Source organism: Pectobacterium zantedeschiae (genome assembly GCF_004137795.1).
In the GTDB taxonomy this organism is placed as follows: domain Bacteria; phylum Pseudomonadota; class Gammaproteobacteria; order Enterobacterales; family Enterobacteriaceae; genus Pectobacterium; species Pectobacterium zantedeschiae.
Genome location: NZ_NWTM01000001.1, coordinates 2,938,076 through 2,954,125 on the forward strand (window position 1 = coordinate 2,938,076; position 16,050 = coordinate 2,954,125).

At 54.9% G+C, this 16,050-nt stretch carries 6 protein-coding genes; all 6 read left to right on the forward strand.

Going from position 1 to position 16,050, the window contains the following annotated elements:
• Positions 1-170 precede the first annotated feature (170 nt).
• Positions 171-974, forward strand: a complete 804-nt coding sequence (locus tag CLR69_RS13275; protein WP_129713404.1) for an efflux RND transporter periplasmic adaptor subunit — start codon at positions 171-173, stop codon at positions 972-974.
• On the forward strand, positions 971-2,299 hold the full coding sequence (locus tag CLR69_RS13280; protein WP_129713405.1) for an HlyD family efflux transporter periplasmic adaptor subunit: 1,329 nt from the start codon (positions 971-973) through the stop codon (positions 2,297-2,299). The genes CLR69_RS13275 and CLR69_RS13280 overlap by 4 nt, the downstream gene beginning before the upstream one ends.
• Positions 2,296-4,401, forward strand: coding sequence for a site-2 protease family protein (locus CLR69_RS13285; RefSeq protein ID WP_129713406.1), 2,106 nt, complete (start codon positions 2,296-2,298; stop codon positions 4,399-4,401). The genes CLR69_RS13280 and CLR69_RS13285 overlap by 4 nt, the downstream gene beginning before the upstream one ends.
• A 493-nt stretch (positions 4,402-4,894) precedes the next feature.
• The gene (locus CLR69_RS13290; protein ID WP_129713407.1) at positions 4,895-5,635 is read left to right on the forward strand and encodes a phage tail protein; all 741 of its coding nucleotides are present in this window, start codon (positions 4,895-4,897) and stop codon (positions 5,633-5,635) included.
• 210 nt (positions 5,636-5,845) lie between these two features.
• Positions 5,846-14,407 (forward strand): putative Ig domain-containing protein, encoded by an 8,562-nt coding sequence (locus CLR69_RS13295; RefSeq protein ID WP_129713408.1) that lies wholly within the window; start codon positions 5,846-5,848, stop codon positions 14,405-14,407.
• 109 nt (positions 14,408-14,516) lie between these two features.
• The gene (locus tag CLR69_RS13300) at positions 14,517-16,025 is read left to right on the forward strand and encodes a TolC family protein (protein WP_129702709.1); all 1,509 of its coding nucleotides are present in this window, start codon (positions 14,517-14,519) and stop codon (positions 16,023-16,025) included.
• The last annotated feature ends 25 nt before the right edge of the window (positions 16,026-16,050 follow it).

The following is a 16,050-nucleotide window of genomic DNA, read 5'->3' on the forward strand; positions in this document are numbered from 1 at the left end:
GAGCTAAAGTGACAAACGGAGGCCAGAACGGCACGCTATTGCAGTTGTCAATTCAGCGTATTTTGTACCATTATATTCCTCAAAATAAGCACCGCTAATAAGTGAAAATTCAGAAAGTCCCTTTATCTTTTCTGGCGTGGCACACACCTCAACAAATAAGGCAGGTCAGTGTGAATGGTTTCAATAACGTAATATTTCGCCACGCTTTTCAATTGCTGGCACTTTGCTTATTCGCATTTACGGCCCATGCGCAAACGAGCGACCCACTCTTGGCAATGCCTTCTCATGATAATCAAACCGCTGCCCCCGCCGACAATCAGGCTCGCGGCATTCTGATAGCGGTGGAACAAGCCACGCTGTCCAGCGAACTGGCTGGACGAATTGTGGAAATACCGTTTAGAGAAGGGGAATCCTTTAAGAAAGGCGATCTGTTGGTGCGATTTGACTGTTCTATTTACCAAGCTCAACTGGCTGCGGCTTCTGCCGCCACGCGAGCCGCAGAAGCGGAGCTGAGCCAAAATCAGCAACTGGCGCAGATGAAGTCGGTAGGGAAACATGCGGTATCGTTATCAGCAGCGCACTTTGCACAAGCTCAGGCAGAAAGTCAGGTTTACCAAATTCAGGTCAATCGTTGTCGCATCACAGCCCCCTTCGACGGCCAGGTGGTGAAACGCCGTGCGCAGACATTTGAGAGCGTGGCGCAAGGTGCTCCACTGCTGGACGTGGTGAATAACCGCAATCTAGAAATCAACCTACTAGTCCCATCACGACTTCTGTCGGTGCTCAAACCTGGGTTAGTCTTTACCTTCACGCCGGATGAAACCGGAAAACCGTTACAAGCCAAAGTCACACGGCTTGGTGCACGCATTGATGAGAGCAGCCAAACCCTGGGACTCACCGGTACGCTGGCTCACGCGGACAATACCTTAATGGCCGGTATGAGCGGAACGGCACAGTTTTCGGAGGCGCAGTGAGCACCACGCCAACCTCTGCAAGTACCGCCGCGTTTGCCCGCTTTCTTGACGTTGAACGACAAGCACGGGCGGCAAACAGCACAGAAGAGCTGGCCTACTGCATCGTCAACGACAGCCAGCCGCTGTTTGGTTTTCGCCATGCGGCACTGATCATCAATGGCCGGGTTCGCGCGGTGACTGGCGTCACCCAACCCGCTCCCCACGCCCCTTTTGTTGCGTTTATCGAACGTGCCTGCACCCAGTTGTCATCAGTCGATGAGAAAGCGTTAGCTAAATGCGCGGTGATTGAAGCCTCACAGCTTGATGAACAAAGCCGTAAAGATTGGCAGGCGCTGTCTGCCCCTGAGGCATTGTGGTCCCCTCTCAACGATCGTCAGGGGAACCCCTTCGGTGCTATTTGGTATGCAAGAGAGCAACCATGGCAGAGTACCGATCAGGTGCTGGCAGCTCAGCTCAGTGGGGCTTTTAGCCATGCATGGCTGGCACTCGAGCCACAAACGACACGCTGGCGTCGCCGACAGACTCGGTGGAAAATCGCCGTCCCTGCGCTGCTACTGCTCGCTTGCCTGTTCATTCCGGTGCGCCAGTCCGTGTTGGCACCCGCAGAGGTTATTCCTCATCAGGGCCGTGTCGTCGCCGCGCCACTGGACGGCGTAATCCAATCCTTTACCGTGTTACCGAACCAGAGTGTACGTAAAGGTGAGGTGTTGGTTCGCTTTGACAGTACCACCCTGAAAGCCCAGGCAGATGTGGCCGAACGCGCATTGAATGTCGCCGAAGCGGAGCATCGTGCGAGTTCTCAACGTGCGTTTCAGGATGCGGACTCCAAAGCCCGGCTCGACTTTCTCGCCGCCCAGGTGGCACAAAAACGCGCGGAACGCGATTACGCCAATGCCTTGCTGAGTCGCGCAGAAATCCGCGCCGAACGGGATGGCATCGCGGTATTTGCCGACGCTACGCGCTGGATGGGTAAACCGGTACGCACTGGCGAACGTTTGATGGAGTTGGCAGACCCTGCTCTCACCGCGTTACGCATCGAGTTGGACGTAGGCGACGCCATCCGGTTGCAGCAAGAAGCGCCCATTACCCTGTTTCTGGACAGCGATCCACTAACGCCGCATGCCGCATTGTTAGAACGTATCGCCTATGAGTCAGAACAGACACCAGCCGGCAATCTGGCCTACCGTCTGGATGCACGCTTTACTGACACACCACCACGTATCGGCCTGCGCGGCACGGCAAAAATTTCAGGCGACTATGTTCCCCTTGCCGTTTATTTGTTCCGTCGACCGCTGGCAGTGATCCGTCAGGCGATTGGGCTATGAATCCGCATCTGCCTCCTCTGCGCGCCGATCTTCAATTGGCAGAATCGGCGCCTGGCATCAACGGGGCCCCGCAGTGGGTGCTGTCCGATCCTATAACCGGACGTTATTTTACCCTGACCCCGTCGGCTATCCGCCTGCTGCGTCATTGGTCACTGCGCCAGCCGCAGCAAATCCTGGCCGCTGCCAACAGTGAGCCCGGCCTGCCACTGCGAGTGAAAGAGTTGGAGCAACTGATGCAGTTCCTGCGCCAGCACGATCTGGTCGCAGCAAGCGATCCAGAACAACGTCAGCGCTATCTGGGCAAAGCCCACGCGATGCGCACCAGCTTGTGGAAAAGCGTGCTGCACCAGTATCTATTTTTCCGTATTCCTCTGTGGCGACCCGATCCGGTACTTAACCGCTGTTGGCCGTGGCTACAGCGCTATGGCACGCCCTTTCTGATTTGGGTATTTCCATTTATCCTGCTGCTGGGTTTATTTTTGGTCAGTCGAGACTGGGTACGTTATACCCATTCGTTTCCACACCTTTTCAGCCTGTCTGGCATGGCCGTGTTCGGTATTTCTCTGGTGTTCGCCAAATTTATCCATGAGCTAGGCCATGCTTTTATGGCTAAACGGGCGGGCTGCCGTGTGCAGAGCATGGGTGTTGCCTTTATCGTGTTATTTCCCTTGTTTTATACTGACACTACCGACGCCTGGAAACTGAAAGATCGTCAGGCACGCTTGCTGATCGGCGCGGGCGGCATTCTGGCCGAACTGATGTTGGCGGTGATTGCGCTATTGGCCTGGGCATTACTGCCAGATGGACCAGCACGAACGGCCGCCTTTATGCTTTCCAGCGCGACGTGGCTGACCACGTTAGTCGTAAACCTTAACCCTTTGATGCGCTTCGATGGCTACTTTTTGCTGAGCGATTTCTGGCGCGTAGAAAATCTGCAAGAACGCGCCTATGCGCTCTGCCGCTGGCGGTTGCGGGAAAGTCTGTTCGGTCATGGTCACCCAGCGCCGGAAAACCTTTCCCCGTCTCTGCAACGCAAACTGCTGGTGTGGGGCTATGCCTCCTGGATATGGCGTTTTTTCCTGTTCTTTGGCATCGCGCTGGTGGTTTATCACTTTTTTATCAAGGTGATCGGCATTGGTTTAATGCTGGTTGAGATCGTCTGGTTTATCGCGCTACCGATAGCCAAAGAAGCCTATGCCTGGTGGTCAATGCGCAAATCAATACACCCTATCGCTTTTTTGCGCAGTGCCCTGCTGTGCTCGGCCCTCTTGTTTATCTTGCTCTATCCATGGGGTGGCAGTATCCGCATTCCTGCCGTCTTGGAAGCCGAGAAGGTCAGTACCCTCTACAGTCCGGTACCGGCACAGGTGAACCAGCTACACGTTACAGATGGTCAGCGGGTGGATGCCGGAGACATTCTGCTGGAACTGACGTCAGTCGACCTGGATTACCGTCTCGATATTGAGCGTCAACGTATCGCCCAATTACAACAGCAGCGGCAGCGTGGAGCGGCGCGACAGGAAACCGCGAGTGAAATTCAGGTCATGGATCGGCAGTTAGCGGAGGCGCTAGCACGCTATCGAGGGTTGGCAGCACAGCGTCAACGCTTAACGATTCGGGCGCCGCAAACGGGCGTAGTACGCGATCTGGCGCGTGACATGACAGCAGGACGCTGGCTAACGGCGGATACGCCATTACTACGTGTGGTGGAACCCGCACAAGGCCGAGTGGTTGGCTATATCCCCGAGGAATCACTCAAGCGCACTCAAGAGGGCATGCACGGCGTATTCCTTGCCGACGATCCCGCTTTCCCACGTCTTGACGTTACGCTTCATGAGATCGCCCCCACGGGCAGCGCTTATCTGCAACAAGAAATGCTCGCGTCCGATCGCCACGGCCCGATTGCCGTGCGGCGCGATAACGAACGTAATCCGCAGCCCGTGCAAGCACAATACCGCGTGCAGTTTACCCTGTCCCCTCAGGCACTGTTACCACAACAGCCTCTGCGCGGTAGCGTCATTCTGGAAGGAGAAAAGGAATCTATTCTTGGCACGGTGTGGCGTCGGGTAGCGGCATTGGGTATCCGGGAAAGTGGTTTTTAGTAAGTTGGTATCCTCAACATATACGCCTACCTTAGCTGGTATCTGGAGCAGGAGATGCTCCAGACTCTGTAGAAAAGCGCTACACCCTTTCTGATTTCATCAGTTAATAAGATTACTTAACGTTTTCACATGTCTATTGCGTCGAACATACACTACATTTTATTAACAAATAAATTTCTCTCTGGTTTTTTCATTACGCTGACAACATATACATATCGCAGCAATTTCAGCACATCCCTCCTTTGATAAGCCAAATTAAACCCATTAAATATCAAATAAAATCAACAAATTAAAAAAACAAATCTTTTTCTTATCGGCTTACGTAAAAGCCTATTGCTAGTTTCACTTTTTATATGTAATTTTGTTTTTATTGTTTACATAAAATTACATGTTACTTAGCAAGTGAAGTTAGGCATCACAAGACCAAGCATCAAAATCATCAGATATATTTCACCCAGCGTGGAACTATCCCCCATTCCAAGGAGAGATGTTTATGAAATGCGTTCAGCGTCTGTTTGCCAAATCTGCGATCGCAACTGTGTTAGCTGTAGGCTTATCGCAACCAGCTACCGCATCTGCATGCAGTACTGAGCCTTACATTGGCTCTATTTGTTATATGGTCACCAGCTATTGCCCAGAGGGCTATCTGCCTGCAAATGGGCAAACAGTGACTATCAATCAATATCAGGCGCTTTATGCCTTGATCGGAAATATCTGGGGAGGTTCTCCACAGCAGGGGAACTTTATGCTCCCCGACATGCGTGGGCGCGTACCGGTAGGGGCTGGACAAGGAACAGGATTAGCGAATGTCACTCGTGGACAAGTATTTGGGGCAGAGAATGTCTCATTGACGACGAGCAACGTTGCCCCACACATACATCCGGCCACTGTTGCCTCTTCTGGAAGCGTGAGCGGTACCGCATCTATCGCTATTCCTGTGGTAAATGGTGCGGCAACAGCCAACGTACCAGACAACACGACATCACTGGCGACAACGTCTCCTTCGTTTGATTTAAGTTCCGTTGGTGGGGTTGACTCACCAGCTAAAATTTACAGTAATGCAACACCTACAACAACGTTGAAACCATTTTCAGCCCCGTTTAGTGTGAGCAACCTAACGGGTATAACCATTTCCCCTAATATTGGCGGTATACCTTTTAGTGTTCGTAACCCCAGTGTAGGTCTCACTGCGTGCATCGCTACTATGGGCGTTTATCCTGTAAACCCAAACTAATATAACTACGCGCTTCCCTCATTTTTAGGGGAGCGCGACATCTGTAAGATTTTGAAAGTAAAAACGTAATATATAACCTAATGATGGACATAGGAGTGGTCTGTTGGTAGTCACGATGGCAAGCGTACCGATAGTCCGTATTTAGTGATGACTTCCCGATATTAGCTGTAGAAAAATTATACGTACTAACACCACTCTGGAGTATGTCTTATGCTGTGGCGCCAATTATTCAGTAAGAAAAGTGACCATCCAACTGACCACATTGAGCAGGCTTATTCCGCTCCTCTTGGTTTTGTCCTTGAATCCCGCGTCTTATTTGACGGCGCAATAGCCGCAACGGCCACTCAGGCCGAAACCAGTAATTCGAGTGATGCCACGGCTTCTTCTAATCCTAATTCTGCACAGACTGCCAATCATTCTGCTGAAGCCGCATCGGAGAGCAACACATCATCCGATCAGAATAGTGCCACGCATGACATCACAACTGACGTCGTTGTACAGGCTGTTGCAGGCGAAACAATACGTAAAGAAGCGGTATTTATTGATACGGCGCTGACGGATTACCAAACACTGGTCAACAGTGTCCCCGCTGGGGTTGATGTGTTTTTATTGGATAGCAGTAAAGACGGACTGACGCAGATGGCGGTATGGGCTGAAACCCATACTGGTTACGATGCGATCCATATATTGAGCCATGGCAACGAAGGGCAAGTTCGCCTTGGCAATCTGACGCTTGATAGCGCTACGGCGGAGGCACGTTCGGCCGACCTGGCTAAACTCGGCACAGCGTTAACACAGGATGGCGATCTACTGCTCTATGGCTGTGATATTGCACAGGACACCGGAAAAAGCTTTGTCTCTTTACTATCACAGCTCACTCAGGCAGATATTGCAGCCTCGGATGATTTAACTGGCGCCATAGCCAAAGGTGGCAACTGGCAACTGGAAACAACGGTTGGCAGCATAGAAACGAACAATGCTGCATTGGGTGAAATAACCTCAAATTACAATAATTTACTCGCGTCCCCAACTCTCGGCACTAACACATTCTCGCAATTTTCAGGCACGAATACATTTGTTAGCAGCCAGTCTGGTGTCCAATCTTATGATGATATCAACAACGGCTTTACCTACGTTGCTTCCAGTACTGACAGAGTAACACTTCAAACTGTTGCGATAAGCGGTAACCAGGTCCTGAATACGATTGTTGCTCCTGGGGGAAATCTTAACTATTTTGCAATTAAATCGACGGATGGCAGCGAATTCAACCTATCGAATATTGATCTTAGAGGGCTGGGCAATTACGCATCAACGTTCACCATCACTGGGTATAAAGACGGTAGCGCGGTGGCGGGTGCAACGCAAACCATCACCCTCACGACCGCATTCCAGACGGCGACACTCTCCAATGCCTTTCAAAATATTGACGAGGTGAGATTAACAACAGCGACACTCGGTAATGGTACTGTCCAATGGGATAATATCGTCACCGCACCTGTCGTCGCTTCCACCGATAACGTTCCCAGCATAGCGGGCTCAGCGACAAACCCTACCTATACAGAAAACGGCACCGACGTCGGCTTATTTACCAACGTAATCGCTAACACCAACGACAGTGGACAAACCTTTACTGGCGCCACATTGACCATCTCCAATGTCGCGGATAGCACAGAATATTTAAACATCAACGGTGTCAAGGTGTCCTTGATCAATGGTAATAGCGTCAGTCTCGGCAGCGGTTACGGGTCGGCCAGTGTTTCCCTCAGCGCAGGCACGGCCACCATCAGCCTAAGCGGAGGAACGCTGAGCAATGCCAATATGGGCACCTTGCTGTCCGGCATGACTTACGGCAACAGCAGTGACAATCCCCATACCACCGCACGGGTCGTAACCCTGACTCAGGTCACTGATTCCGGCGCCAGCAACAACAGCTACAGCCCCGGCAATATCGCCAGCACCGTCACCGTGGTTGCCGTCAACGATGCGCCAACGGATCTGGCTCTCTCCAACACGACATTCGGTCAGTCTCTGGGCAGCAACGGTATCGTTGGGACGCTGTCGGCAACCGACGTAGACTCCACCACGTTTACCTACAGTCTGGTGAGTGGCGTCGGCAGTACTGATAATGCACTCTTTACCCTCAGCGGCAGCACGCTGAGAGCGGTTAATGCCGCCACCATGGCAGCCGGAACCTATTCCGTGCGTATCCAGGTCTCCGACGGACAAGCGACCTATGAGAAGGTCGTCACCCTGATGGTGGCCGACGATATCGCCCCCACCTTTGACGCCACCCCAACGATCACCGTACCGACCACCAGCGGTTTTACCCTTAACACTGATCTGAGCGAAGCTGGTACCGTCTATTACGTGGTGGTGTCGGATGGCGCCAGCGCACCGAGCGTCACTCAGGTCATTAACGGGCAGAACGCCACTGGCAGCGCGGCATTGGCTTCCGGCAGTCAGATATCCAGCAGCGCGCCCTACAGTCAATCCCTGACCCTGACGGGTTTAGCCGCAGCAACCGCCTATGATGTGTATGTGGTCGCCAGAGACAGTGCCGGTAATGCCACCGTCAGCGTGGTCAAGCTTGATGTCACCACCGCCGCAAGCAGCACCGCCCCGACATTGTCCGCCACGGGCAGCAATCCTACCTTTATCGCCGGTATGGCGGGATCCATCGATCTGTTCAGCGGCGTCAGCGCAGACACGCGGGACAGCGGGCAAACCTTTAACTCACTGACCCTGACCGTGTCCAACGTCAGCGACAGCGGTGAATTTATCAGCGTGGCAGGCAACACCATCAGTCTGGCGAGCAATGGCAGCGGCACGCTGACTGGCATCGGCAGTTATACGGTAACGCGCGTCGGCAACACCGTGACGCTACAACTGAGCGGGATGAGCGCCAGCAACACGCAATTTGCCGGTCTGGTAGATGGCTTACGCTACGGCAATAGCAACAGCAGCGTCACAGCGGCCACACGAGATGTGTCCTTAACCGCCGTCAGCGATAGCGGTACCAGCAACAACACCACAGCGTTAAGCCTAACGTCATCAGTGAACGTGCTGGCCAGCAACAGCACCCTGTATGTGACCGCAGCAGGAGATTCGGGCGATGACGCCACCTTTGGTAGCAGCCTGGCGGAAGATGAAAGTGATGGCGGTGGCCTTAGCTTACGCGAGGCGCTTTACTGGGCGAATAATACCGCAGGCGTTGACCGTATCGTATTTCAAACCAATGTCACGCTGGCTGAAAACATTTTGGTCCCCACCAGCACCTTGCTGATCGACGGGCAAAGCTTCACCCTGAATGGCGGTGGCTATTCCGGCTTTCAAATCACCAGTTCGTCCTTTACCTTCGCCATTCAAAACCTGACCCTGACCAATTTCACCACCACCAATAGCATGGATACGGGGGGCGTACTGGGGCTCAGTTATAGCGCGTCAGATGTCAATTTAAGGCTGTATAACGTTGATATTCATGACAACATCGATTATGGCTGGGGCAATGGCATGATTGACCTCAGCAGTGTCTCCCCAGGCACCTATGTTATCGATCTGGATCAGGTCAATATTTATAAAAATACCTTGGTGGGGGGCTACGACAGCGAAGGCGTGATCAAGCTGTTCGTGTCAGGCACCCAGCAAACGCTCTCGCTGTCGCTCACCAATTCGGCCATCTACAACAACAGCAGTTTCAACCCCTCCAATGGGGCGGTCGGTGTAGCAGGTCTCTATCTGGCATCAAGCGGCAGCACCAACGCCATCAACACCCATATCACCTTGATAAACACCACCATCACCGGTCAGGATGCCGGTATTGAGTTTGACTTCACCAACGCAGCGTCAAGCTGGGTTGCCAGTGTGCGCAACTCGATTATATCGGGCAATACTGTCGATATTGTCGTCCATAACGACACCACCACTAACGGTTCCTATACCCTAAATGGCGGTAATAACCTGATCGGCAGTAGCGTTAATCTGGTGTCATCATCAGATCCACGGCTGGCTGCTACAGCCAGCAATGCCATTAATCAGGGTGACCGTTTCTATGTTACCGGCAATAGTGATGCGCGGGGTTTGGATCGCATACGCCAGGGTACGGTAGATATTGGTGCTTACGAATCACAGTTTGCCTCAGGCGTGAGTCCGCAGTTAGACCTGAACGGTGCAGGCTCAGGCAGTGACTATAGCGCTACCGTCTCCAGCGGTTTGAGCACGGGCGTGCCTATAACCGATATGCTGGCAACACTCTCGCAAACCGACGGCGACACACGCCTGTGGACACTGACGCTCTCGCTGGCGGGCAACGTCAATGGCAGCAGCGAATATTTGACGTTATCGCAACAGGCATTACTGGCTGCCCATGCCGCAGGCATCAACGTGTCAGGAGATGGCGGCCAAACGGTGACCCTCACCGGTGGTGCCACGCTGGACGCCTTCCAGACAGCGTTACGCGCCATCGTTTATGTTAATGTCGCCACCACACCCACCGCAGGCAATCGCACCATTTCGGTTACCGCCAATGACGATGCCAGCAGCAGTGCGACCTCAACGTTGACGGTCGTTGTTGGCAATCCTCCAGTGGTCGCAACGCCAATACCCGCACAGAGCGTGGCGCAGGATGGAAGCCTGAGCTTCACCGTACCGGCAGGTACCTTCACGGATCCGGATGGCGATACGCTGACACTGAGCGCCACATTGGCCAACGGTTCACCTCTGCCGAGCTGGCTCACCTTTAATCCGGCCACAGGCACCTTCACCGGCACACCGGGCAATGCGGATGTCGGCATCCTGAGCATCAAAGTTACAGCCACAGATACCACCAATGCCTCGGTCAGCACCACCTTTAGTCTGACCGTCACCAACGTCAACGACGCGCCCGTGGTCGCAACGCCAATACCCGCACAGAGCGTGGCACAGGATAGCCCCCTGATTTACACCGTGCCTGGAAACACCTTTACCGATCCCGATGGCGATAGCCTGACATTCACCGCTACCTTGGCGGATGGCTCCGCGTTGCCCAGTTGGCTGAGCTTTAATCCCACCGTCCGTACCTTCTCCGGGATACCGGGTAACGCAGATGTGGGTACTCTGTCGATCAAGATCACCGCTTCTGATGGCAATGCCTCCGTTAGTACCACCTTTAGTCTGACCGTCACCAATGTTAACGATGCACCGGTGGTCTCTGCCACTATTCCGGCGCAAAGTGTGGCGCAGGATGCTAGCCTGAACTTCACCGTACCGGCAGGCACTTTCACGGACCCGGATGGCGATACCCTGACCCTGAGTGCCACGCTGGCAAATGGTTTGGCGTTGCCCAGTTGGTTGACGTTTAATCCTGCTACCGGCACCTTTACGGGTACGCCAGGCAATGCGGATGTTGGCACCCTGAGCATTAAGGTTATCGCCAACGATGGTAATGCCTCTGTCAGTACCACCTTTAGTTTGGCTGTCACCAACGTCAACGACGCACCCGTGGTCGCAACGCCAATACCCGCACAGAGCGTGGCACAGGATGGCAGCCTGAACTTCGCCATCCCCGCAGGCACCTTCACGGACCCGGATGGCGATACTCTCTCTCTGAGCGCCACGCTGGCTAACGGTTCACCGCTGCCGGGTTGGATCACCTTTAATCCGGCCACCGGCACCTTCTCCGGCACGCCGGGCAATGCGGATGTCGGCACCCTGAGCATTAAGGTTACCGCCAACGATGGCAATGCCTCTGTCAGCACCACCTTTAGCCTGACCGTCACCAACGTCAACGATGCGCCAGTGATCGCGACACCGATACCGGCACAGAGCGTGGCACAGGATGGCAACCTGAACTTCACCGTACCGGCAGGCACCTTCACTGACCCTGATGGCGATACTCTGACTTTGAGCGCTACGCTGGCCAACGGCTTGCCGCTGCCGAGCTGGATCACCTTTAATCCGGCCACCGGTACCTTCTCCGGCACGCCGGGCAACGCCGATGTTGGTAGCCTGTCTATCCGCGTCACCGCTACCGACGGCAGCAACGCCTCGGTACATACTGATTTCAGCCTGACCATCACCAACGTCAACGACGCCCCAGTGGTCGCAACGCCAATACCGGCACAGAGCGTGGTACAGGATGGTAGCCTGAACTTCACCGTACCGGCAGGCACCTTCACGGACCCAGATGGCGATACCCTGACCTTGAGCGCTACGCTGGCCAACGGCTCGCCGCTGCCGAGCTGGATCACCTTTAATCCAGCCACCGGTACCTTCTCCGGCACGCCCGGCAACGCAGATGTCGGTAGCCTGTCTATTCGCGTCACCGCCACCGATAGCAGCAACGCCTCGGTGCATACTGATTTCAGCCTGACCATCACCAACGTCAACGACGCTCCAGTGGTCGCCACGCCGATACCGGCACAGAGTGTGGTACAGGATGGCAGCCTGAACTTCACCGTACCGCCGGGCACTTTCACGGACCCGGATGGTGATACGCTGACGCTCAGCGCCACCCTCGCCGACGGCTCACCGCTGCCGGGCTGGATCACCTTTAATCCGGCCACTGGCACTTTCTCCGGTACACCGGGGAATAGTGATATCGGCAATCTGAGTATTAAGGTCACCGCCAACGATGGCGATGCCTCGATCAGTACCACTTTCAGCCTGACAGTCACGCCATCGAACCAGGCTCCCGTGGTATCCACGCCAATCCCGCCACAAAGCGTGGCGCAGGACGGCGGCTTCAACTTTACCGTCCCTGCGGGCACCTTCAGCGATCCCGATGGCGATACCCTGACACTCAGCGCCACCCTCGCCGACGGATCGCCGCTGCCGAGCTGGCTGCACTTTGATCCCACTATCGGCACCTTCTCCGGCACGCCGGCCAATGGCGATGTGGGTACTCTGGTGATCCGGGTAACGGCCACCGACGGCAGCAATACCTCAATCAGCACCAGCTTTGGCCTGACGGTGACCAACGTTAACGATGCGCCAGTGGTTGCCACCCCAATCCCGCCGCAAAGTGTGGCGCAGGATGGCGGCTTCAACTTTACCGTCCCTGCGGGCACCTTCAGCGATCCCGATGGCGATACGCTGACGCTCAGCGCCACCCTCGCCGACGGTTCACCGCTGCCGAGCTGGCTGCGTTTCGATCCTGCTATCGGTACGTTCTCCGGTACGCCGGGCAATAGTGATGTGGGCACGGTAGTGATCCGGGTAACGGCCACCGACGGCAGCAATACCTCCGTCAGCACCAGTTTTGGCCTGACGGTGACCAACGTTAACGATGTGCCAGTGGTTGCTACTCCGATCCCGCCGCAAAGCGTGGCGCAGGATGGCGGCTTCAACTTTACCGTGCCTACGGGCACCTTCAGCGATCCCGATGGCGATACCCTGACGCTCAGCGCCACCCTCACCGACGGTTCACCGCTGCCAAGCTGGATCACCTTTAATCCGGCCACCGGCACGTTCTCCGGCACGCCGGGCAATGGCGATGTTGGCACAGTGGTGATCCGAGTAACGGCCACCGACGGCAGCAATACCTCCGTCAGCACCAGCTTTGGCCTGACGGTGACCAACGTTAACGATGCGCCTGTGGTTGCCACCCCGATCCCGCCGCAAAGTGTGGCGCAGGATGGCAGCTTCAACTTTACTGTCCCTGCGGGCACCTTCAGCGATCCCGATGGTGATACCCTGACGCTCAGCGCCACCCTCGCCAACGGCTCACCGCTGCCAAGCTGGCTGCGTTTCGATCCTGCGATCGGCACGTTCTCCGGTACACCGGGCAATAGTGATGTCGGCACAGTGGTGATCCGGGTAACGGCCACCGACGGCAGTAATACCTCCGTCAGCACCAGCTTTGGTCTGACGGTAACCAACGTTAACGATGCGCCCGTGGTTGCTACCCCAATCCCAGCGCAAAGTGTAGCGCAGGATGGCGGCTTCAACTTTACCGTGCCTGCGGGCACATTTGTCGATCCGGATGGCGATACCCTGACGCTCAGCGCCACCCTCGCCAACGGCTCACCGCTGCCAAGCTGGCTGCGTTTCGATCCCGCGACAGCAACCTTCTCCGGCACACCAGGCAATAGTGATGTGGGCAATCTGGTGATTAGAGTCACCGCCACTGACGGCAGCAACACCTCAATTAGTACCAGCTTTGGCTTGACGGTGACACGCAGCAGTGTGGGTGGCGATCCTCAATTCAAAGCCAACGACGGTATTGGCCGAACACCATCGTCATTCAGCGATACGCGCCAGTTGTCCATGCAGGATGCCGCAACAGCACCGCCGACCTTCGATGGTCTGGTTGCCAATCCATCGCTCGGCAGTTTTACCGTGGGTAACGATGGTGCACCAAAATCAGTGATGTCTGCCATCTTCGCCACCGGACGCCAAAACACAGAGACAGGTACCCTCCCAGTCAGTCAGGTGGCGGGTGCTTTCGGACGTGGAGTAACCAGCGGTATTGGCGTTAATTTCGACAGCACGTTGGGATCCTTCCCCAGCTTTAGCAAAGATCCCGCTTTAGGCGGAACCTCATCGCTGGCGAGCACGTTCTCAGGGATCTACCTGCCTTCGCTGACGCCAATGGAGGTCTTCTCCGGCGGCAGTTGGAAAGACATTCCGCTAGATGGGGCGAATAACGCAATGAATAGCACGGATGACAACACTGGGCGCTCCGTGGCATTTACGCCCTCGCTCCATCGGCAATTACAACAGATAGGTGACTCGGAACTGCAACGTCTGGCTGCTATTGAGCAAGCGTTGCAGGAAAGTGGTCAGCAACAAGGATAAGCCCTGCACAACAGTGCAGCAATCAGCGATATGCAAGGCGATCGCACTAACAGCCAGAACCATCACAAGAACAAAATTGGTAATAATGACAATGACGAGGAGCGGAATCGTGTTAAAGGGTCGGAAACTATTTAGCCTTAGCGCCATCGTGCTAGCCGCCAGCGGCTGTGCCGTGACCACCCAGCCGATCAGCAAGGTCGAAAGCGGGCAACGCAGCCAGCAGGACCGAGTCGCCATGTTCAGCCAGCAGGAGCCCGTCACGGCACCGATCACGCTGTATGATGCCATGGCGCGTGCGTTGAAATACAACCTCGAATCACGCTTAAAAGTGATGGAATATGCACTGAGCCAGCAGCAAGTGGAACTGGCACGTTACGATATGCTGCCCAAGATCGCGGCATCGGCAGGCTATGTGGGGCGTAATAATATGAGCGCCTCTAGTAGCCGCAGTGTGGAAACGGGACGTACCTCTCTTGAACCGTCTACCTCACAGGATCGTGACCGCGATGTGGCCGATCTGACCATGGTGTGGAACGTGCTCGACTTTGGCGTCAGCTACGTGACCGCCCAGCAAAAATCAGATCAGCGCTGGATTGCCGAAGAGCGTAAGCGCAAAGTTGTGCACACCATCTTGCAAGATGTGCGCTCCGCCTACTGGCGCGCCGTGGCTGCCGAGCGCTTGTTGGGGCAGATTGATGGCCTGATCGCCCGCGTCAACACGGCGCGCGACGCGAGTGAACACATGTCATCACAGCAGATTGGCGATCCCATTGAATCGCTGAGCTATCAACGTGCGCTGATCGACGCCACACGTCAGTTGGAAGAACAGCGTCGCGCGCTGTCGCTGGCCAAGACTGAGCTGGCGACCTTGATGAACCTACCATTGGATACGGCCTACAAGCTGGCGTTGCCACAAAGCGGCGACGAAACCGTACCGCAGTTGAATGTCGATGTGAAGGTGCTTGAAGAAGCGGCGCTGGTCAGTCGTCCAGAACTGCGCGAGCAGGATTATCAGGTGCGAATTCATGCCGCTGAAACCCGTAAAGCGCTGCTGCGTATGCTGCCCGGCGTGGAAATCAGCGCAGGCGGCCACTATGACAGCAACTCCTTCCTGGTCAACAACAGCTGGGCTGACGTCGGCGTGAAAGCGACCTGGAACCTGTTCAATCTGTTGTCCGGCCCAGCCGCGCGTAAAGCTGCTCAGGCTAACGAATCCGTGTCGGAAATGCAGCGTCAGGCAATGTCTCTGGCAATTATGGCTCAGCTATATATCGCACGGGCCAACTTCAATGAGGCACAACGGCAGTACAAAACCAGTGCAGAATTGCGCAATCTTGACACTAAAATCGTCGAACAGCTGAGAAACCGCTATAAGGCTAACAGCATTGGCGAACTACAGTTGATTCAAGGTGAGCTAAACGCCCTCAATGCCAGTTTGCGTCAGGATCTGGCCTATGCAGAACTACGTAATTCCTACGGCCAGATATTCTCGACAATCGGATTGGATTTGCTGCCGAAATCACTGCCGTCCAATAGCCTTGCAGATATCAGCCAGTCGCTGCGTCAATCTGATATCAACTGGCAGCAGGGCAAAATCAGTACCTTACAATCATTCTGATAAGCGTGTGGCAATCGCACATTGC